The sequence below is a fragment of the Candidatus Neomarinimicrobiota bacterium genome (assembly GCA_016784545.1).
Taxonomy (GTDB): domain Bacteria; phylum Fidelibacterota; class UBA8477; order UBA8477; family JABMPR01; genus JABMPR01.
This window is the reverse complement of record JADHUM010000004.1, coordinates 60,753-82,748: the sequence shown is the minus strand read 5'-3', so window position 1 is coordinate 82,748 and position 21,996 is coordinate 60,753. Positions and strand designations below refer to the sequence as shown.

Here is a 21,996-nt window from a genome sequence, read left to right as displayed (position 1 = left end):
CAGAATGTAGCACACCCATTGTGCATCAACAAATACTCCCAATATTATCGGAGATACACCACCTTGATCGTCCATCTAAGGCTTTCGGCTGCGATGGATTCATCTTATCTCAAATAAACCATTTTGATAGTCCTGGTGTAGTTCCCGGCTACCATTCGACACAGATAGACGCCGGTACTCACGGGTTCACCATTATTCGAGGTCCCATCCCATCTCAGATTGACCCAGCCTGCTGCTTGAGACGTCTCTGAGAAACGTCGCACTTCCCGACCTTTGAGATTATAGATGACCAGCGAAACATCTGAAGTCTCTGGCAAGCCGTAGCGTATGGTGGTGCTTGGGTTAAAGGGGTTGGGATAGTTTTGCTGTAGCATATAGTTTTCAGGAATCTCAATCGCTTCCTCAACATACACATAATCACCCAATTCACTCATTGCGGAGAATTCTGAAGTATTTCCAGCAGCATCCGTAGCAGTAGCAACTATCTGGTCACCCATGACAATTCCATAATTTACAGCGGGACCTAAATCGACGGTTTTTAATCCAAGCTCAAAATCTGTCGTATCATAGACGTCGGATGCAAAAAACAGTTGACCTGCACCACCAGTATCAGCCTGGAAAAACTCCACTTGCAGCGGATAGTCAGAATTTTCAGGATCAGAATCGACCAGATATTGGATGATCAGATAATCGTTATCATCAACCCCAATATTTATTGATTCCGGGAAATTCTGATAACGATTTGGACCTTCATCAACATCACCGGGATCATTAGGAGTGATCCCATCACCAGGAGAGGTCGGGCTCAAGTCAATACCCAAGCCGGCATTGAGATAGATCGAATTTGACAGGCATTGGTTCCCGGTCATTGAGACGGAGGAATTAATCAGGATTCCACTCCGACTGTTATATGCGATGGTATTGGCTGCTCCATCTACGCTCCCTCCAATGAGATTGTTGGTGGAGCCATCATATATCCGGATTCCTTCCCGCTGGTTTCCAATGTCCAAGTCACCAGTAAGATTTGTTCCAATGATATTACCCTGTAGGATGTTGTTGCTGCTGCTGTTATATAGCCTAACACCCACATTCGAGTTACCTGAAATCACATTTCCTGAACCGAATTCTGTACCTCCTACAAGATTATTGGATGAAGTTGAGCGGATAGAAATCCCAATAAAGTTTGGAAGGGCCGAATCCTCAGTGATGTTGGTACCAATTAAATTGCCCTGCACAGTATTCAGTGTAGAATTGGTATAGAACATGATACCAGACTCACCATTTCCTGAAATTACATTTCTGGCACCGGGTGCAGCACCACCAATGAGATTATGAGTGGCACCTGCTTCCAGGCGGATACCATCCCTTTGATTCTCCAGGCTGGCTTCACCAGATACATTGGTTCCGATTAAATTCCCCTTGATAGTATTGTAGTGACTATCGTCGAAAATCCTGATACCATCCCTCCAATTACCTGAAATGAGATTCCCTGCGGCTGGTTCCATCCCCCCAATCAAATTGTTTGAGGCTCCATTTTGGATGGAGATGCCAAAAGAATTCAAAATGGCAGCTTCACCTGTAACATCTGTCCCAATTTTGTTTCCCTGGATGTAATTCACGCTGGAATTGTCTGCTATCAGGACACCATCAAGCATATTCCCAGAGATTACATTGCCGGCACCTGGATCATACCCTCCAATGAGATTGAAGCCAGCCTCACTAATCAGGATCCCTGTCCCGCCATTGGGGAGTGCCATGGTTCCAGTCACGTCTGTTCCAATGAAATTCCCCTTAATTGAATTTGAATTGGCTGTGGCTGGCATATCTGGACTTCCTATATCAATTCCATTCCCCATATTTCCTGAGATCACATTACCAGCACCCTGGAAATGATTACCGATGAGGTTTCCAGGACTTAGGATATTGATTCCGGATCCATTTCCCAAAGCTTCAGTACCAGATATATCCGTCCCGATATAATTGCCCATCACCTGGTTATAACCGTAATCTTCACAACAGAACTCAATGCCGGGTCCCATATTCCCTGAAATTACATTACGCTCTTCTGCCAAAAGTCCACCAATAATATTGAAGTTACTTACCACACTTATTCCGGATGAACCATTCCCAATTCCTGACGTTCCAGTGAGATCCGTCCCAATTAGATTTCCGATGACAGAATTACCACTGGTTCCAGATCCTCCAATATTCACTCCACATTCGCTGTTGCCTGAAATAATGTTCACTGCACCAGCCGTTATTCCACCGATAGTGTTGGAATGACTTCCTCCCTGAATGCGAGCACCGTCCCAGCCATTTCCCAATGCAGTGGTTCCATTGATATCGGTGCCGATGAAATTCCCGATAACAGTATTATTATTTGTTCCCCAACCCGAGATATTCACGCCGCACTCGCCATTGCCAGAAAGAAGATTTCTGTGAGCTTCTGTTGTTCCACCGATGATATTGAAATCGCTACCCTGTCCTATGCGGACACCATCCCATGAATTCCCTAAAGCGCTGGTTCCATTGACATCGGTACCAATGAGGTTCCCCTGAATGACATTGCCTCCACCATATTCCAATAGAATCCCGTTTTCATGGAAACGATTTATTAGCAATCCTCGCACGGTACTGTTTCCGGCAGTAATCTTTAATCCAGACGTAATCGGTCCTGCACTGCTCCCATCCAATTCAATCACTGGACCTCCTGAGAAATCAGGTTCTGTGGTCCCATCAATGACGATAGGGTCCGTGATGGTCGGTAAGGCTGAAAATAGCTGGATGGTATGAGGACCGGGACCAGGGATGTCAAATTTGATCGTATCTACTCCAGGATTCAGGTTGGCTTCAAGGATATACTGTCTCAGAGAACCTGGACCATTGTCATCCGTGTTCCTGACAATAAATCCAGGCGGAATTATTTCTATTCCACCGTTGATGATAGAATCTGGTATGCCAGCATTATCAAAAAGGATTGAATGGATGGTGACGGGAACAAAGCCGGGCTCAGCGTCATCAGGGATATGGAATGCCAGCTGGAATAGCTGTCCCTCCCCGTAAATTTCATTTGCTCCGGCAAAGGCGAGATGTAGCAAACTGTCCGTCTCATTCATCTGGTATGACCAATCAGCAAATCCCATGAGACTGCCACTCAAAATGACATCAAGAAGCTCCAATTCGCCCTGGAAGCCTCCAACACTGATTTCAGCGGAGCTGTAGCTGGAGTCAGTGGGGAATTCAACCAGGAGAGGGAGCATAACATCCTGCCCAGGGGAAGCCTGCACTTCAGGAACAATGAATGAAATGGTGTTGGTTATTCTGGCAATTTCATAAACTGCTGTCTCATCACCCAAGGAATTTGGGTAGGAATCCGCAGCCCAGTTCACGGTCTCTTCAGTGAGAAACATGATGGTTAGACTCTCTGAGAGCTCACCCAGGGCAGCCAAGGGAATGGCAATTTCATATGAAGTGCCATCAGAACTGGCTGCTGTTTCACAACCGTAATAGGTGTCCTCCCAATCTGCTTCACCCCCATGAGGGCCGACAAACCGCACAATTCCAAGACTATCTTGAGTGGGGATAGGCCACGCCATCCCGTTCCAGGTATTGGGCCAGGTAACACCGGCAAAATAGTCGACCCCTGTCATCCACCAATCCCAGGTAAGCCCAGTACTAACATTGTTGTCAGTATCAAAACCAATTTGGATCATGGAATTATCAGCTGCCAAATCGGAAATATTGCCATCCGGATTGATATCAATTCGAACAAACAAGCTGTCCTGATTCTGGGTAATGTAGATATCGCTTATATCACCTGAGGGATAAAGGAAATCTCCTACATATTCTTCTGGGTTGGGTGCCACGTCAAATTGTGCAACGTCGTCCCAATCAGAAATAATCCCATCAATAATTATTTGTGCATTTAAGCTGTTCGCACTTATCCCAAACACAGTTATTAATCCCAGTGTGATAACACTTTTTATCCAGCTCATTTTTTCCCTCCAAAAATGTTTTACTTTACGACCTATTTGAGTTTTCATCATCTCACTCTATCGTAAGTAAAGCATCTTGATCGTTGCACTATAATCGCTTGCCTGCAGATGACATAAATAGACTCCTGCTGAGACTGGATATCCGGAATTACTGGTGCCATTCCACCATATGGCGTACCGGCCTTGAGATTGACGGCTGCGTACCAGAGTTTGCACCAATCGACCTTTTAAATCGAATACCTGGAGACTTACCTCTGCCTCGACTGGTAAATCATAGCGAATAGATGTAAGTGGATTGAAGGGGTTGGGATAATTTGGCAACAAGTCGAAACTGATAGGCAACTCACCCTGTTCCAGATTTAAAACGGCGTGAATTAACTCCACCCGGGCAACATCTTCCTGGAGGTCTTCTTCATTGAAACGGAGCTTGCTCAATGAAATACTGGTTTGTTCCTCATCGAATTGATCAGAAACCTGAAATTGCATAATAGCCAAAACATCGGATAAGCCAGGTTCTAGTTCACCAGCACCAGCGAATCTCAGAAAGCCATCCTGACTATTCCACTCAATGGCCAGGCCATGAGAGAGTTCACTCCATTCAACTGAAACAAGACCAAGGTGCTGTACATCCCAATCTATCTGCCCTTCGAATGAATAGATATTATCTGGATTCTGGAGGAGTAGTGGCACTTCAACCATGGCACCAGGCCTAAGCAATGCTGATTCCAGGGACATGCTCCCACTGGCAAGCTGCAGATCAGGTCCAGGTATGTATGGCAACGCATCAATTAGCCCAACCACATATTGCAGAATGAATGTGGCATCGTAAGCTGATACAGTGCCGTCCAAACTCACATCAGAATTCAACAATTGCTGGGGTTCGAGTTCGATTAGATCAACCAGATATTTCAATATTTGGGATGCATCAAAAGCACGGACATCCATATTCAGGTCCACATCTCCGAAAAATGCGTTTTCCAGAATCTCAAGACCTCCATCCACTATGACAATATCCGGGTCCCCGTTGTTGAACAGGGTAGTGTCAATTGTGACTGGTACAAACACGTTTTCAAGTGTATCCGGCACATAAAATTCCAACCAGAATAGCGTCCCTGCCCCTCTCACACCATTGCCACTGGTACCGAGCGATATCATGAGTGTATCTGTTTCGGTGTATTCAATGGACCAGTTTGCATCCTGAAGCAGTCCACCCTCCGTGATAATACCTGTAAATTCCAAATCATCCTGGAACCCTCCCAGACCAATGACAGCGGTATCACAATTGAAATCGAAGGGGAATTCAACATTTACTGGGAGAGCTATTGTGTAATTGGGAGCTGCATAAGCCAAAGGGATCTCAAGATGAATCGAATCGGGACCTGTACCAATTAGATCCCAGACCGTGATGCTATTGTAGCCAAAATCAGCCACATACATGGTTCTACCATCTGCACTCCAGGCAGCACCACGTCCATTGTGAACGCCTCCTGCTGCATAATCTCCCTCAGGGATGCCAAAGGAATCCAGCTCTTCACCAGAAACACGGTCATAGATGTACCACCTGGAATAATGATACTCGTCACCTGTATAGTTGATTTCAGTGCTGGCCGCATATAATTGATCATCAAAGGGATTGAGACTCACATCCTCAGCCCACATGGGTTGGAACCAAGTGGCATTATCCATCCACCAGCCACCAATTGTGTCCACAGGTTCATAGGGGAATACTCCAGGTATGGGGCTATAAAAATGTCGAATTCCCACACCATTCCAGACACTTCCCAGGTAAAGATCATGACCGTCTCCTGTAACCGCAATGGCTCGATTGTAGCCACCTGAATTATCATCCAGGGCATTGCCTAGCTCGGTGAGATCCGGATTCAGGATCTTGACTGGATATCCATGTGCTACAGTGCTGATATAAATGCGTCCTGAATCATCGACTGCAGGTTTAGTCAGACCAGATGTGTATTCTGGAAAATGATATACGGCAATGCCTTCCCCGGTTTGATAATTGACCTTGTACAGTTTCCCGGAAACAGAATACAAGATATGACCATCTGCAGCTGTCGCCATCCCACGGCAACCGCTGGTCATCGTATCAATGACTTCTCCGTTGCTAAGCGTATAGATGGGAGAAAATGGGAGGGGTTCACCCAGGGGTGTTACAGCGAAAATGGGTAGGATATAGACTTCCTCACCATTCACATCCAGGGTGTCATAAGCCCAGGAGCCACTGCTTGAATACATTCCATACCAGATGTTTCCATCTGGATCGACAGCAACACCGTGCATGCCACAGCTACTTGTGACATCAAGGTCGACTCTATCCAGCACATGACTGAATTCCCATTCAGCGCAGAGCGTATTCATCATCAAGATGATCCCGATGATTACCAGGCGAATTTTAGTCATAATGGAGCCCCCTTCTCATTTTCTCAAAGAAACTATTTACGTTGGGATCGTTAATTAACCCACTTCACAAAGCGTATCACCTGTCCTCAACGCTGTTGACTAATGATGTGTAAATTTTATTTCAAAAATACCATTTTAATAGTCCTGGTGTAATTCCCTGCTTCCAGTCGACAGAGATAAACACCTGAACTAACCGGTTCACCCCTCCTATTTGTACCAGACCATTCATAATTAGCCCAACCTGCGGCTTGTTCTGGTGCGAAGTATTGCTGTACCACGCGACCTCTCAGATCATAGATGACCAGACTTACATCCGATGCTTCTGGTAAACCGTAGCGGATGCTTGTGGTCGGGTTGAAGGGATTCGGATAGTTCTGTTCCAGGACGAATTCTTCCGGCAGTGGCAGCCCTTCTGCGACAGAAACCACGTCAACATGCATTTCCACCGGAATCCTGATTTCCGGCGTGACCGGATCGTTGCCTGCGATGACAATTTCAGCGGTGTAATCATTGGTCAGGAGACCGATACCCTGAAACCTAACATCCATCCCAGTCATACTGCCAGGATTCACAACGGCCTGGGTGACGGGTAAGTCGATCCACAGATCTACCGGCGAACCGGGATGAGTCCATTGTGCTTCATTATATATGTAGCCGGGATTCCCACCACCTGATTCATCGAGAGTAGACGAACCATAGCCCTCATCAAATGGCCAATAGCCCACCAACCCCCATTCTGAGCCACTCAACTTAGCGTACATGTCCTGCTGAATCTGAGATTGAGAACGTGAGATGTTCCAAATGCGCACCTCATCGATCTCACCGTTGAAGCTATTCGGAGCATGTAACACATTATAACCGACGGCGACATCTGTATCAAACTGATCGATGGGACCTGAGGGATCATAGCTTTGACCTGAGAACTGTCCGTTCACATAGATCTTCATGATTTCACCGTCGTAGGTCCCAGCTATATGGGTCCATTCGCCAATTGTCAGAGCCAAATTTGATGTTAGATAGAATGCCTGGGCATTCACAGTAACAACGAACATGGGTCTTGCTGGTATATGGTCATCAAGTCCCAGGCTGTAAACTTGCCAGGGTTCACTGTTCTCTGTCCAGGGTTTTACGAGGATGCGATCCCATTCCGAGAAGCTCTCCGGTTTTACCCAGGTACTGATCGTCATCGCACCCGCTGGATTCAGAGCGGGATCATTCCCCAGGATCACACGATCATAGGCACCGTCGAAGTGTAGTGCATAATTATCACGCTCATCTGAAAGGTCAATCCATGCATTATACTCCAGGGTACTTCCACCCGTGTTCGAGATAGTGATCGTTCGAGTCAGGCTTTGCCGGTCAGCAAGAACAACCTGCAGTGAGTCATGAGAAACTGATATAACCGGTGGCTCAACACAAGAGCCTAACACCGGTATGGTGAGCAGAGGCTCATCCGGGTCATCTGATGTAATGGTGATGGTGGCTGAATAATCACCGACGGCTCCCGGGGTGAAACCCACTGCAACTGTATCCGCCTCGTCATAGCTCAGTCCCAACGGGACGGCACCGAGTGTGAACGCCCCGGCACCGATGCTGATACTGGATATCTGCAAAGAATCGGTTCCGGTATTCTTGATGACGATGTTGCTGGTTCTGGACTCTCCCAGGAATACGTCACGTAATCTCAAGGTATCCACCCCTCCCTGAAAGCGTAGATGAACCTCGTGAAAGCTGTTGCCATCCCCTGATCCCACCGAGCTGGAATTCACAACATCCACCTCCATGAGACCATCCCTGAGATAATGATTCAACGAGTTCAGCGTGATAGTAAATTCATGCACACTGTAGCTCTCGACTGCAGGATTTACTGTCATGAAGAATTCCCCATCGATATAAACATCGGCATATTCACTGGAACTGCCAAAATCCCCCTGCAGGCCTACGTACAGCATGCCATTTCCATCCGGCATCATTTCGGTGGCGAACTCATGGGTGGTCGACGCGTCGTATTCATGGAAATTGATTCGGCTGGTCTCATCAAAGACGCCTAACTCCACATCGATATCAGGGATACCCGTGACTGTCAAATGAGCGCTTGCGGTTACTTCTGGTGATGCAGGATCATTACTTAGAACCGTAATCTGTGAATAATATTCCCCACCATACATGTCAGTAGCATCAAAAGTTACAATGATGTCTTCCTGTTCACCTGCTGCAATTGTACCAATTTCTGGTTCAAAGTCCAACCAGGGGGTAGAAAATGGAAAAGTAATATGTCCTGATCCTAAATCCGGGACCAAATCCTCAATTCCACTATCACAAATAATAGCAAAATCGAAAGCCGATATGCCCTCGAAATGGCTGATACCTGCACCCATAGTTCTTTCAGTAGAGTTTGTCTCAATAATGTTTGTAGTTAGCGTATCCAACAAAATAAATTCTTGAGACTCAGTATCTACGAGAAAAAATCCATCGAAACCAAAACCTGTGCTTATCATGGCACAATCAATACCCAGATACCATCCCAGCTCATCTTCTTCAGTGTCCAGCCCAGTATTCACATTCTGGTCAATATCGATATAAACGACAAAAACCATCTCATCAAATTCCGAATAACCTTCTATTTTGACAAGCACTTCGTCTGAAGTCGTGCTTCCATAAACGTGTTGAACATCAACAGGCCCGAATTCTTCTGGATCTGTATAAAGCAACTCCCAGGATTCCCTGAGATTCCTAAGCGCATAATCAGTCATTTCGTTTTCAACAGCTAAACGAGGTCCTGGCTTGTCGTTTCTACCCCGCATTGTTCCCTGGAAATTTGAGGGTTGGGTGTTTCCACCCATCAATTCATCCCAAGTATAGCGTGAACCCGACAACAGACTTACATCAGGAAACGCACCCCTCTCCCTGGAGAAGTTATCAATAGAAATTGATCGGATCTCATAAGTGAGCTCACTCAAACCAGTATTGGAAATGGTCATATTTTGAACGAGGGTCTCATCTGTGAGTAAAGCAGCATATAATGAATCAGGAGCTACACCTGCAATGGGTGGGTCCAAACTGCTCCCCAACAGTGTGATTGTGAAAAATTCCTCATCTGGATCTGAAGTTGTAAGCGTCAGCTCTCCAACATAATCACCTGCTGAGGAGGGGGTCAGGATTACTTCCAACATATAGGACTCAAGAGCTAAAATTTCGAAATTCTGAGTCATGACCTCGAATTCTGTCAAATCAGCTGTTACATCAGATACGACGAGGTCAGCCGAGCCCAAATTCTCAATTTGGATGGCCATGGTATCAGAATAACCATTGTAGACATTGCCAAAATCAAGTGTGTCATTTTCAAGATAGATATCTGGAGCAACGCTTACTTCTAACTCAACGGGTATGATTATTTCCGATTCATCAGGATCATTGCTGCTAATCACCACGTCTGCAATATGAGTACCAGCCGGCATGTCAAAAGCGTCCAGCGATAGCTCTAATGAAGTACTCTCCCCAATTCCCAAAGACCCCATGTCTGCAGATAGTTTTATCCATTCAGGTGAGGTAATCGTTCGGGTATATGAAAAGCCACCACCGTTACCGCCTGAGGTCCAACTGTGAAATATTACATCAAAATAGATATCATCTGATATCAAATGGACAGAGAGAGGGTTATCAATCATTGCTGGCGGCTGACCATTGATGGCATCACGCCAAACCGCATAGTGCTCAGGTGCTAAATCTTCAGAATATCCATAAGCCCATTCCGTATCCCAGGGAGACATATCAAAATCATATCCAGATTCTACAGCAGCATTAAAAATACCCTGACTATTAGATCGGGTTATCCAGACATTGTCGGTTATCCGATCCTGGTTTTCTGGCTGCTCCCATGGAGCATAATCATCTTTTGTGAAGGTGACTGTGCGATCAATGTCACCTGTCACCAGGTCGGCTGTCCAGTATAGTGGGCTCTCGCCAGAAATATTATCAATAGTAATTATTTGAGTATGCGTTGCGCCTGGTAGAAGGGTAACAGCCACACTATCGGGAGTCACATTAATATCTGGAGCCAGGATGGCTTGACCGGCGAGTACCACGCTATCTGCAGGGACGAGCGGATCGCTTGATGTAAAAGTGAGAAGTGCTTCAAAATTACCTGTCTCAGTTGGTTCAAAAATGACCGACAAAAGAGATGTCGAACCAGGTTCGATCTGAAATGAAGTGAGATCAGTCATGAACGCGGTATTATCTATACTAACATTGTCGATCTGGATTGATTCTGGACCCAGGTTTGATAATTCAAAAGCCAGCGAATTGGCACTACCCAGAAATACTTCCCCCCAGGCCAATGTGTCAGCTGAAACCTGTAAAGCAGGTCCCTCCTGGATGACATAGAATTCATCAACTTGAATGTCAGTATACTCATTGATCATCCCTGAAGGCCATTCAATACGCAGGGAATCAATGATATCAGCATCTGCGAAGCCGAATTCCACGTTGAGACTATTTTGGCCAAAAGCCCCGGTCTGTCCACTGATTTCCTGGACCTGCCAGACATCGTTCCCCAGAATGGTGGCTTTGGCACGCACCTTGGCGCCAATAGCTGATTGATTGGAAAGGGTTCCCACACACTGGATATTGACCCAGGAATTGCTATTACCCTGATTGGAATACAACAAGTTCCGTCCCCCATCGATTGCAACAAAGAGATCCAGATCTCCATCATTATTGTAATCACCCCAGGCACAGCCAATGGGGAGCAGATCATTCTGATTGAGGAGATTATCGTATACTCCGGTAAAACTTCCATCTCCGTTATTGATGTATATGAAGTTATCCCGTGGATCGGGCTCTGCACTGTTGGCCACAAAGAGATCCAGATCACCATCATTATCCAGGTCAGCCCAGGCACTTCCCCAGGAATTAGAGTTATCAGTAACTATTGCTCCATTTGTGATCTGAACAAAAACACCCCCACCCTGGTTCTGATACAGACGATTTGAATGATCATCTCCACTGGTTACAAATACATCAAAATCACCATCATTGTCGTAGTCTGCCCAGCTGGCTCCATTCGAACAATAACCATCGGCAACCAGGACGCCGGTTTGAATCTTGGTGAAAGTCCCTCCCCCTTCGTTGCGATAAAGCGCATTGGGACCGCAATTAACCACATACATATCCAGATCACCATCATTGTCATAGTCACACCAGGTCGGCGTTTGAGAATCATCATTGTCAAATACAATCCAGCCAACGCCTATCTGACTGAAGCTGCCATCCCCATTGTTATGGAAGAGAGAATTGTTGGCGTTCGCCTCTGAGCTGTTGGCAACATAAAGATCCAGATAACCGTCATTGTCATAGTCACCCCAACTGGCGCCACGGGCGCCGGTTTCGCTGGCTATACTTGAGTTATACATCGTCTCAAAGGTTCCATCACCCAGGTTGTGATAGAGGCAATTGGCTTCTCCATCACCTCCATTGGCAACAAATAGATCAAGGGCACCATCATTGTCGTAATCCCCCCAGGTGGCCGTGTTTGACCAATTCGAATCCCAGGCGAGATCACTATTATAATCTCGATTGAAATACCCCAGTCCGCTGTTCTGATAGAGAAAATTATTTTGATCACCCCCATTGGTGACGAAGACATCTATAAAGCCATCGCCAGTATAATCTCCCAAAACAGGAGCATAGCTACTGCCCCAATCATTGGTATAACCGACGTTAGCCATAGGTGTGAATTCCCATCTTGAATTTGAGGGATCATCAGGCCGATATTCCAAAACACGTATAATTTTCTGTGGGTAGTTTGACACCATCTGATGTGCGGTAATCAGTTCTGGTATTCCATTCCCATTCATGTCAGCTACATCCATCTTCGGCAGGAATCCGTCTGATCCAGGATCTGATTGAAAGCTGCTGAACTCCTCCCCATCCCAGACACGGATATCTGCACCAAATACCGAGGAACCACCGAAATAAATTTCATCCGTTCCACTGGTATCAAAATCAAAGGCTATTGCTCCAAATTTGGCCCCCAGATTCTCTCCCAATACCACGATTTCACTACTGAGCAGAGAGGTGGCATCGCCATCAGTATCCTGGATCATATAAACATCACCAGTTATGTAATTCGCGATATAGATTTCATCGGCTCCATCGCCATCCATATCAGATACTGCAGCATTCATAAGTTGGGAATCGTCATCAGGATAGGTGAAACGTATATTGCTGGTATCTCCCAATGTATAGCTATCGGGACCTGTGCATTCGAAAAAGAAGATATTGAAATAATTCCAGGCATGGCAGAACACTTCCTTCAGACCATCATTGTCGGTGTCACAGACCTGAACATTCAGACCACTGCCTCCACCTAGAAGATCATCTATTACACCATCACGGTCGACATCTCTGGGACTGATCCAGTACTCTTCGGTGAGAACCTCTTCACCGGAACCGATGTCACCTGCTATGGAGAGGATGGAAAAGAAATCCTCAGAGCGATCAATCCCCATGGTCAGGCCATTATTGGCAAAGATGAGCTCCTGGGAGCCGTCATCATCCACATCCGCAATCAGGAAGTGCTCAATCACCATATCATAAACCAGATCCCCGCTCAGTGATTGAAGCGTATTATGGTAGGCCAGCCAGTAGCCATTGTCACTCCCATCCCATTCATAGATATACAGCCCGCGGTTGGGGTCGTCTGAATACCTGCCCCGGAAGAATATTATTTCCCCTAATCCATCGCCGTCCATATCTCCAGTTTGTACAAAACGGGTCCCTAAATTGTAGCTTGCAGGCTCAGTTGTTGATGAATTCCAGATCATTTCCAGAACGCCTGAGTCATTCATTTCAAACCCAACCACTCCGCTGCCGTTTCCATAATGAACTGCGAAAATTTCCTCATGTCCGTCTCCATCAAGATCTGACCCGGCACATAAGCCACGGCAGCCCTCTGTGGGATACCACACTGCTGAATAATCATAAGGATCATATTCAGCCCAACTGATGAGTTCAAATGAGAAATCCAGATCCCGTAGCTGTGATTGTGTCTGGGAGAAATTGGTGTTGCTCAAAGTCTTCTGGATTAATTCAGGGTCATCCATCAGGATGTTGATCTCGTCCAGATCCTGGCTCAATGCCGGAGTTGCGTTCAGGAACAGACAAAATGTTAAAATAATGAATAAGCTCGTGTGAACCTTGCCTAAGGAATTCATAATCCCCCCTTTGTGTTTACACCTCGTTTGAGGCAACTGAGGTATTCCTGAAGGAAATACATCGCTCCCTGCAGTGATTATCCACTTTATATTATCCCTGTAATACACTGACCATTAGTATACTACAGGGATATTTTACACTTTTATCGTATTATCTTAAATACACCATCTTGATTGTTTTTGAATATTCACCTGCAACCAGACGACAGAGATAAACACCTGTACTTACCGGTTCACCGCTCATATTGGTACCAGACCATTCATAATTGACCCAGCCAGCTGTTCGACCCCTCTCTGAATAGCTCTGTACTATTCTACCCTTCAGATCATATATGACCAGCCTTACATCAGATGCTTCCGGCAAACCATAGCGGATCGTCGTGGTTGGATTAAATGGGTTCGGATAGTTCTGTTCAAGGGTGAATACTTCTGGAAGCGCTTCAACTGCAGCGATACCCACATAATTGCCTATTTCAATTGCTTCTGAAAATTCTGACGTATTGCCATTGGCGTCTGTGGCTGTGGCAACAATGCGTATCCCATTCCAGAGTCCTTCCTGACCAAGCTCATTCGCGTTCCCCAGATTCAGGGTTTTTAAACCTGCAGTATGGTCATCATCTGAATATTCATCTGTAACAACCAGATAATATCCCTGATTGGATTCCTCATCAGCCTGGAAGAATTCAACATGAATGGGATAGGCTGAATGCGCTGGATCTGAGTCGATGAAAAATTGTAGCATGAAATCATTATTGCTTTCAATGCCACAATTCAATCGTTCAGGGTAGTTCTGGAGATTGTTAGGTCCAGTATCCACATCAGCACTGTCATTGGCTGTGGGTCCATCATTGCCCCTGTTTATTTCACTTAAATCAATACCGGCTATTTCATTTTGCGTGAAACCGTTGCCCAGTATTGAATTTCCTGCAGTGTTTGAAGTGTCCCTAATAGTAATCCCATAGCCCAAATTATAACCAATCCAATTTGCTGTGAACTCCCCCATTCCACCGATGAGATTGTTTGAGGCTCCTCCTGCGATTACGATACCGCCACCATTACCCAGATCACTATTGTCTCCGGTAATATCACAGCCAATAAAATTATCCTGAATGATATTATTGTTGGTGCCTTCCCCTATGAGGGTGATACCCTTACCCCCATTTGCTGATATCACATTTCCAGCAGTCTCTTCTGCCCCACCAATCAGATTATTGTTAGCTCCACCACGCAGTCCAATACCATTAACACTGTTTCCTAGGGGCTCCATACCGGATATATCTGTACCAATAAGATTGCCTTGCATGATATTTTCTGTTGACATAGCTCCTTCAACGTGAATACCATAGTATTCATTTCCAGAGATCAAATTGCCATCATCATCGTTGATGCCACCGATCTGATTCGAAGAGGCTTCCAGGATGTGAATACCGTTTAAGGCATTGGGAATTGCAGCCGTCCCACTGGCATCGCTACCGATGCGATTCGAAAAGACCTGATTGCCAGAGGCTGATTCACCCTCGATCAGGATACCATCCAGGTTGTTGCCGGAAATGAGATTTCCACGAATATCATGGCTTGCGCCTAATGAGGATATCCCGTCTGCCTGGTTGGGAATGGCCATGGAGCCGCTGATATCGGTGCCAATATAATTACCCAGAATCGAATTTTGTTCACAGCCCGCTCGTATGGAGATGCCTGACAGGCGGTTCCCTGAGATAAGATTGCCTTCGCCGGGTTCAAGACCGCCGATCATGGTTTCAAACGCTCCTGGGAACAGGACGATTCCATTGGCTGTATTCACTAGGGAGTCGGTACCGGCGGCATTTGTACCGATACGGTTCCCCAAGATATAATTAAGACTAGCTCCAGTCCCCTGTCCAATTGACAGCCCAGTACGGTTATTACCACTGATGACATTTCCGGCACCTGGTTCAGTCCCCCCAATCAGATTATCATGGGCATCATTGCGAATATTAACACCTGAATTTTCATTGGGAACACGTATCGTCCCAGTGGGATCGCAGCCAAGAAAGTTGCCTTGGATTTCATTAAAAGCAGAACCGTCGGTCAGTTGTAGACCATAACCTGTATTTCCAGAGAATGTATTTCCAATTATGGAGCTAAAGCGGGCTCCCAAGAGAACACACCCATTCCCCTCGTTTGGCAACACAGACATGCCAGAAATATCAGTTCCAAATTTGTTGTTTGTTATATGGTTGAAAGATGCTGCCTCTTCTTCAAAATTACTGACTTCAAGTCCAAGTCTAGTATTTCCAGAAATGAGGTTAGAACGGATTTGATTGTACGAACCGGTCAATACAACTCCAATTACATTTCCGTTCGCGCTTGAACCGAGATTGTTCGTTCCAATATAACAACCTTCAATTATTATGTTTCTGCCATTTAATATATAGATCCCACTGGCCTCGAAATTCTCTGAAGCGCCATCAAATCCACTGATTACCAGGTTCGAAATGAGACAATTATTTGTGGCAAAATTGAGTCCATTGTCAACTTCGATCAAGCTACCGTCCAGTTCGACTATGGGAGTACCGAGGAAATCTGGTTCTGAGCTACCATCGATTTCCACGGGATCTATGATAGTGGGTAAAGCGCTAGCAGGTTGGAATGTATGCGGACCAACACCTTCTATATCAAAATTGATCGTATTGAATCCAGGGGTTGCATTGGCTTCATTGATAGCGGCCCGGAGGGTGCAATCACCTGTACCATCATCACAGATTCCATCTCCAGGAATGGCATCAACAGCATCACCCGTTGAATTCACCGTAAATACGGCTTGCTTGAATTCAGTTTCCAGCAGATAGAATCCACCACCCCCATCAGCAACATGGAGTTGCCCCTGGTTTGCAATAACAGCCTGGGCATATCCCCCAGTATTAAAATATCCAACTTCAACCGGGTTGTAGGGATCTCCACAATCAATGATCCGCACACCTGTCCATGAATCGATGACGTAAGCATACCTTCCTGATCCGTAAACATCCACTGCGGCATTTCCCACAGAAAAACTGCTGATCTCATAGGGATCTTCAGGGTTGCCAATATCGATAATTTTTAATTCACCTACATAGCGATCAGTAACATAGGCGTATTCACCTGCAACATAGACTGCTCTGGCATCCTCAAAATTGGGAGCTGCCCCCACTGGCCATGGCTCTATGGGATCCATGACATTGACGATATGTAGTCCACCCCATCGATTGGTGAGAAATGCAAAACCACCCGATACATACATGGAATAAGGACTGCTGGGCAAGCCATCCATCTCACCAAGTTGAGCGGGAAAGTAGGGGTCACTTATATCAAAAATCCGTAGATCTGGGTATCCACCGACATAGAGCAAATTAGCCATGCAAAAAACAGAATTTATACCGCCTGAATCGGTTGAATATGTATGTACAGGATTCGATGGATCACTTACATCATATATATGCAAATTATAATTCTCTAGGACAAAGAGCAACTCCCCCTCTACATGGAGTCGATAGGGATTATCCATCTCTATCAGTGCAATCATGTCAGGCTCAAAGAATTCGTCGTATGTGAAAATGCCAACACCCAGGCCCCTCATAGCCACGTAGGTGATCGTATCGGCGGCTTGAATGTCTACTGGATAGCCACCTCCCTTACATTCGTTTACCAAGACAGGTGCAGTCAGATCACTAATATCCACCTGTTTGAGACCCCAACTGGATGAAGCAACATACATGCTGTCACCCAGTATATAGAGCGCATCAGCATAATCCATTGAAAGCATCCCAACGGAGTCTGGGGCGGTTAAATCTGAAATGTCGAGAATTTGGATCCCTGAAAACCGTTCAGCCACATAGGCTATGGTATCCACAACCTCCATCCAGTAGGCTGCATCAGGTGTTTGGAAATACCCCAGTTCAATTGGGTTGGTGGGATCAGCAACATTGACCATGCGTATTCCTTCAAACACTTTGGGCAAATAAGCAATTGTATCTACAACATGCACCGACCAGGCTCCATTCTCTGCTGGAGAATGACCTAATTGGACAGGCGCAGCTGGATCACTTACATCCAGGATAAATAAGCCCGATTGTGTCGCTGCATAGGCAAGCGTGTCAATGACCTGAGCATGTTCAAATTTAACTCCAGGAGTGCTCAGAAAAGTACTGGCCAGCGTTGGGATGAGTGGATTGGAAATATCAATGATCCTGAGACCCTGATCATCATTACCAACATAGGCAAAATCCCCCGTTACGGAAATATCCCAGCATTGTCCGAGAAATTCAAGCTCTGCCACCATAGATGGATTTGTGGGATCTGACACATCAACAACCCTGAAGCCATCACTCCAATTGGCGATATAGACAAAGTCACCGGAAACTGCCAGCCCACTGACGATACTTTCTGTGACAACTTCACTTACTGGTTCCAATGTATGGATATCCAACACTTCGAGTACGGTTCCATTGGCTGAATAAACAAAGTCCCCAGATGCGACTGCAAATGGACAGTATCCATAAGGATTTCGTCCCACTAGATCGACCCCATCGGCGTCATAGTCCGCAAAGCCCATGCTAAAGAAAAGCACGAGTACAATACTGACACTTACAAAACACATCGAATTGTTTCTGATTTTGGAATACATGATTCCCCCTTTTGTTAGATTATAAATCAGCCCTGAACAACAGAAGGAATAAATACTGTTTGTGAATCAATATGGAATGCGCAGAGTATAACGCATCTATTATTTATTAGCAAGTACTCCTGATATTCAGCAAAAAATTAAGGTTCAGGATGGAATCTGACTAACACGGATGGAACCAATCCTTGCCCATATGGAACATTTCAGGTGTTTTGGGGGTGATTAGAGGATTTTGAGCTGGAACCTGTATAGAGCGAATTAAGCTACATCGGATTCCATTCTATTTAGATGGATTTATTGCATTAATGATTATCATGGAGCATGTCTATACTCGAGATGATACTCATCGCAATCGGTCTGGCAATGGATGCCTCAGCAGTATCTATAACAGCTGCTGCGGCCGGATTTGTAAACGACAACAGGGCTGTCTTTCGTCTCGCCTTCCACTTCGGGTTCTTCCAGGCACTTATGCCTTTTATAGGCTGGCTTTTGGGCTCTACTGTTGTGGATTACATCAGCATGTGGGATCATTGGATTGCCTTCATCCTCCTGGCAATCGTCGGTAGTAGAATGATTTATTCCGGGTTCTTCCCGGACAATGATAGACTCACTGTGGATCCATCCAAGGGGTGGACACTTATTACTCTGAGCATAGCCACCAGTATTGACGCCCTGGCTGCTGGTCTCAGTTTTTCCATCCTTCACGTGAATATCTGGATCCCCTGTCTCCTCATCGGTGTGATTACTGCCATCTTATCAGCGTTGTCAACCAGGATTGGGAAGACTGCAGGAGCTTGGCTGGGTCACCGGGTTGAAATCCTGGGTGGTCTCATCTTGCTGGGAATTGGGGTCAGAATATTGGTCAGTCATCTCAATTGAGCGTAAGTTAATATTAGCAGCTATATCCATAGTTAATTTTTAAACATCTCTTCATATCGGTGGAATTAAATTGTAAACTTGCGGTACCACGAGGGGGAGCTCTGATTTGGACCGATCAAAAAAAATTCTCAACATTTTCCTAATCTTAATTCTTGGGGTTTCCCAGCTTGAATCCGCCACAGTTTATCTGGTATTGGGTTCTGATACTGCCATATGGGACGGCATGTCAGTTAATCGCTATCACAACACCTATAACCAGGCTCTGTACACAGATCCATCAATGAATACCTATGAGGTAATGGACCCTGCGTTTCGAGCACAATTCGTGGATTCATACGGTCAACCCATGAAAATGACCTGGTGGATGATGGCCGGAAATATCTTCCGCTATGCTACCAACCGGAACTTCCCTGTCCCCAATATCATGACCATGTATCTGATGAAGAAATATCATGGAGAAAATGCCATCATCAATGGGGATGAACTATCCCTTCACTATCATACATTTTTCTGGTCTGACTATGATCAGGATGGCATGTATTTCTGGAATCAATCCCTCACCTTTGGAGAATCTAAAGACGATTTTGATGTGACCCTGGCTCAATTCCTTTTAGAAGAGGATGTTTTCCCTGTCTCATTTCGCAGTGGCTGGCACTTTATGGACAATGAGTGGCAGCATTACCTGAATGAGATCCTCCCCTTCAGTATGCACAATGCCTGGCCTGCAAACCGGGTCGATGAAGAAGAACCACTGGACAATTCCTATAATTGGTCAGAATCCCCTTCAGAATTTGTACCTTTTAGACCCTCACTGGAAAACTACATGTTGGATGGCGATGGTCCTGGCTGGAATGTACGCTCCGTTTCCTTTGGCCAGGTCGCTGGCTCAAGCATTATGAACTCCATTTTTGAAGCAGCCAGCAATGGCACCGATCAAGTTGCCTGCCTCTGGGCCCACCTTCCAGAGAGTGATTTCCCAGAGAAAATGGCTACCATGGATCAATTGGCGCATACCGCTGCTGATTTATATCCTGATGTCGATTTCCGCTATTGTACAGGGGTTGAGGCCATGCAGTTGTGGCGTGGAACTATTGATGAGACACCTCCTGAAATCACCCTTACCAGTCAGGGGACAGAAGACAACTGCACCTATCATATCACATCAAATGAACCCCTGTTTATGCCCCAACCCTTTGTGGCAGTTAAGTATAGAGATGAGAGCTATGGCAAAATCCAGTGCATCCAACAATCAGAGTTGTCCTGGACCACAGAAATCATCCCCTTTCCGTCAGAACTGGCAAAACTCGGTGTAGCAGCCACAGATACTTCTGGAAACCTGACCACTGAATTTATCAACCTGATTCCCGATGACCTCTATATGGACAATGAAGATATGGGCTATAACGAGTTTAGTGGTGTATGGACCAATACCGAAAATGCAGCCTGGGGGGTAGATGCACGCACTGCCTCAACCGATGAAAACAATCCAGTGCATGTCTCATGGTCACCAGATATTCAGGAATCCTCACTGTATCATGTTTTTATTCAGGTACCCGACACCGATACGCCACCATTCCCGCTAAAAGCCATCATTCATTCAAATATTACATCTGATACCCTATCGCTCATGGCTCCCCTACCTGCCCATGAATGGATTTATTTAGCTACTGTCCCGCTGAATGCAGGACAGAACGAAGTGGTTGAATTATTAAGTGACATTACCCAAACTGTGACCGGTGCAAGACTCACGGTAGATGCTCTTAAACTCACAGCCAGAGTACGCCAGCGAGATATTCATCTCTCCAGTCAAAACATTAATTATGGGGAGATCAGCTTGAATCGCACGACTTCCCAAAATCTGAGAATCAACAATCTGGGCACTTCAATGCTGACTATTCACAATTTTGAAAGCATCAACCAGCATGTGAATTTTGACCTGTCACTACCCTTGCAGATAGAGCCCATGGGCGATATCGATGTTCCCCTAACCCTTCATCCCCTTGATTTGGGTCCCCTTGAGGATACGCTGAGAATTTCCAGCGATGATCCCATGCACTCACAACTTGATATTGTCATCACGGCCAATGTTCAGTACCCATTTTATGTGGTGGATAATGAAGATACTGAATCCTACACGGAAACCGGAGAGTGGTTTACCAGTGTTGCCCAGGCCTGGGGATCGTCCAGCCGGTACTCCTGGCTTAATTCCGGGGCTTCAGCATCATTTCGTCTGGAGCCTGATGATCCCAGCTACTATGAGGTCAGCTATATTGTTCCAAATACCATCAACTCAAGTGACAATGCGGCATATGTGCTAAAAATTAATGGTGCACCTATTGATTCTGTTTTCATGGACCAAAATGCCAATAGTGGCCATTGGGTAAGTCTTGGAATGTACTACCTGTCTGCTGATGTCCCCATTGATCTGGAAGTTCACGATGTTGGGAATACCACTCAAGGGCCCGTTTTGAGAGCTGATGCGGTAAAGATTCAGATGCTAGATCCAAGCGATGTTGAAGAAGACAATTTTCACCAATTTCCCCATACTTTTGTGCTTCGTCAGAATTATCCCAATCCGTTTAATCCAACAACCACCATCTCGTATCAGATTCCAATTGATACCCATGTCAGTCTCACTGTATACGATATTCGGGGCCAGGAGATCGTCTCCTTGGTTGATGGTTATAAAGGCCTCGGACATCATCAACTCCAATGGTCCGGGTTAAATAAAGATGGTCAGATTGTTAGCACGGGTGTCTACTTTTGCAGTTTAATAACAGAGAGCTATCAGCACACAATCAAAATGCTATACCTGAGGTGAGTCAAATCACGCATGTAGCTCGCATGTATATCG

General features: G+C 45.7%; 6 protein-coding genes. 2 read left to right on the top strand and 4 right to left on the bottom strand.

Annotation, left to right across the window (positions count from 1 at the left end):
- Window positions 1–104 precede the first annotated feature (104 nt).
- The 4 genes from ISR87_01930 to ISR87_01915 form a co-directional block, all read right to left on the bottom strand.
- Window positions 105–3,995, bottom strand: a complete 3,891-nt coding sequence (locus ISR87_01930; protein ID MBL7024188.1) for a T9SS type A sorting domain-containing protein — start codon at window positions 3,993–3,995, stop codon at window positions 105–107.
- Between the two features lie 57 nt (window positions 3,996–4,052).
- Entirely contained in the window at window positions 4,053–6,410 is a 2,358-nt protein-coding gene (locus tag ISR87_01925) for a T9SS type A sorting domain-containing protein (GenBank protein MBL7024187.1), read from the bottom strand.
- Window positions 6,411–6,526: 116 nt separating this feature from the next.
- Entirely contained in the window at window positions 6,527–13,624 is a 7,098-nt protein-coding gene (locus ISR87_01920; protein ID MBL7024186.1) for a VCBS repeat-containing protein, read from the bottom strand.
- A gap of 151 nt (window positions 13,625–13,775) precedes the next feature.
- Window positions 13,776–18,266, bottom strand: coding sequence for a T9SS type A sorting domain-containing protein (locus tag ISR87_01915; protein ID MBL7024185.1), 4,491 nt, complete (start codon window positions 18,264–18,266; stop codon window positions 13,776–13,778).
- Between the two features lie 318 nt (window positions 18,267–18,584).
- Between ISR87_01915 and ISR87_01910 the strand changes: the two genes are divergently transcribed.
- A complete protein-coding gene (locus tag ISR87_01910; GenBank protein MBL7024184.1) occupies window positions 18,585–19,142 on the top strand; it encodes a manganese efflux pump in 558 nt (185 codons plus the stop codon).
- Between the two features lie 106 nt (window positions 19,143–19,248).
- Complete coding sequence (locus ISR87_01905; GenBank protein MBL7024183.1) at window positions 19,249–21,963, top strand: T9SS type A sorting domain-containing protein; 2,715 nt, start codon at window positions 19,249–19,251, stop codon at window positions 21,961–21,963.
- The last annotated feature ends 33 nt before the right edge of the window (window positions 21,964–21,996 follow it).

Bases quoted from the DNA above. Each gene is read 5' to 3' on its own strand.
- ISR87_01920 (MBL7024186.1), bottom strand. From the start codon at position 13,624: ATGAATTCCTTAGGCAAGGTTCACACGAGCTTATTCATTATTTTAACA.
- ISR87_01910 (MBL7024184.1), top strand. From the start codon at position 18,585: ATGTCTATACTCGAGATGATACTCATCGCAATCGGTCTGGCAATGGAT.
- ISR87_01925 (MBL7024187.1), bottom strand. From the start codon at position 6,410: ATGACTAAAATTCGCCTGGTAATCATCGGGATCATCTTGATGATGAAT.
- ISR87_01930 (MBL7024188.1), bottom strand. From the start codon at position 3,995: ATGAGCTGGATAAAAAGTGTTATCACACTGGGATTAATAACTGTGTTT.
- ISR87_01915 (MBL7024185.1), bottom strand. From the start codon at position 18,266: ATGTATTCCAAAATCAGAAACAATTCGATGTGTTTTGTAAGTGTCAGT.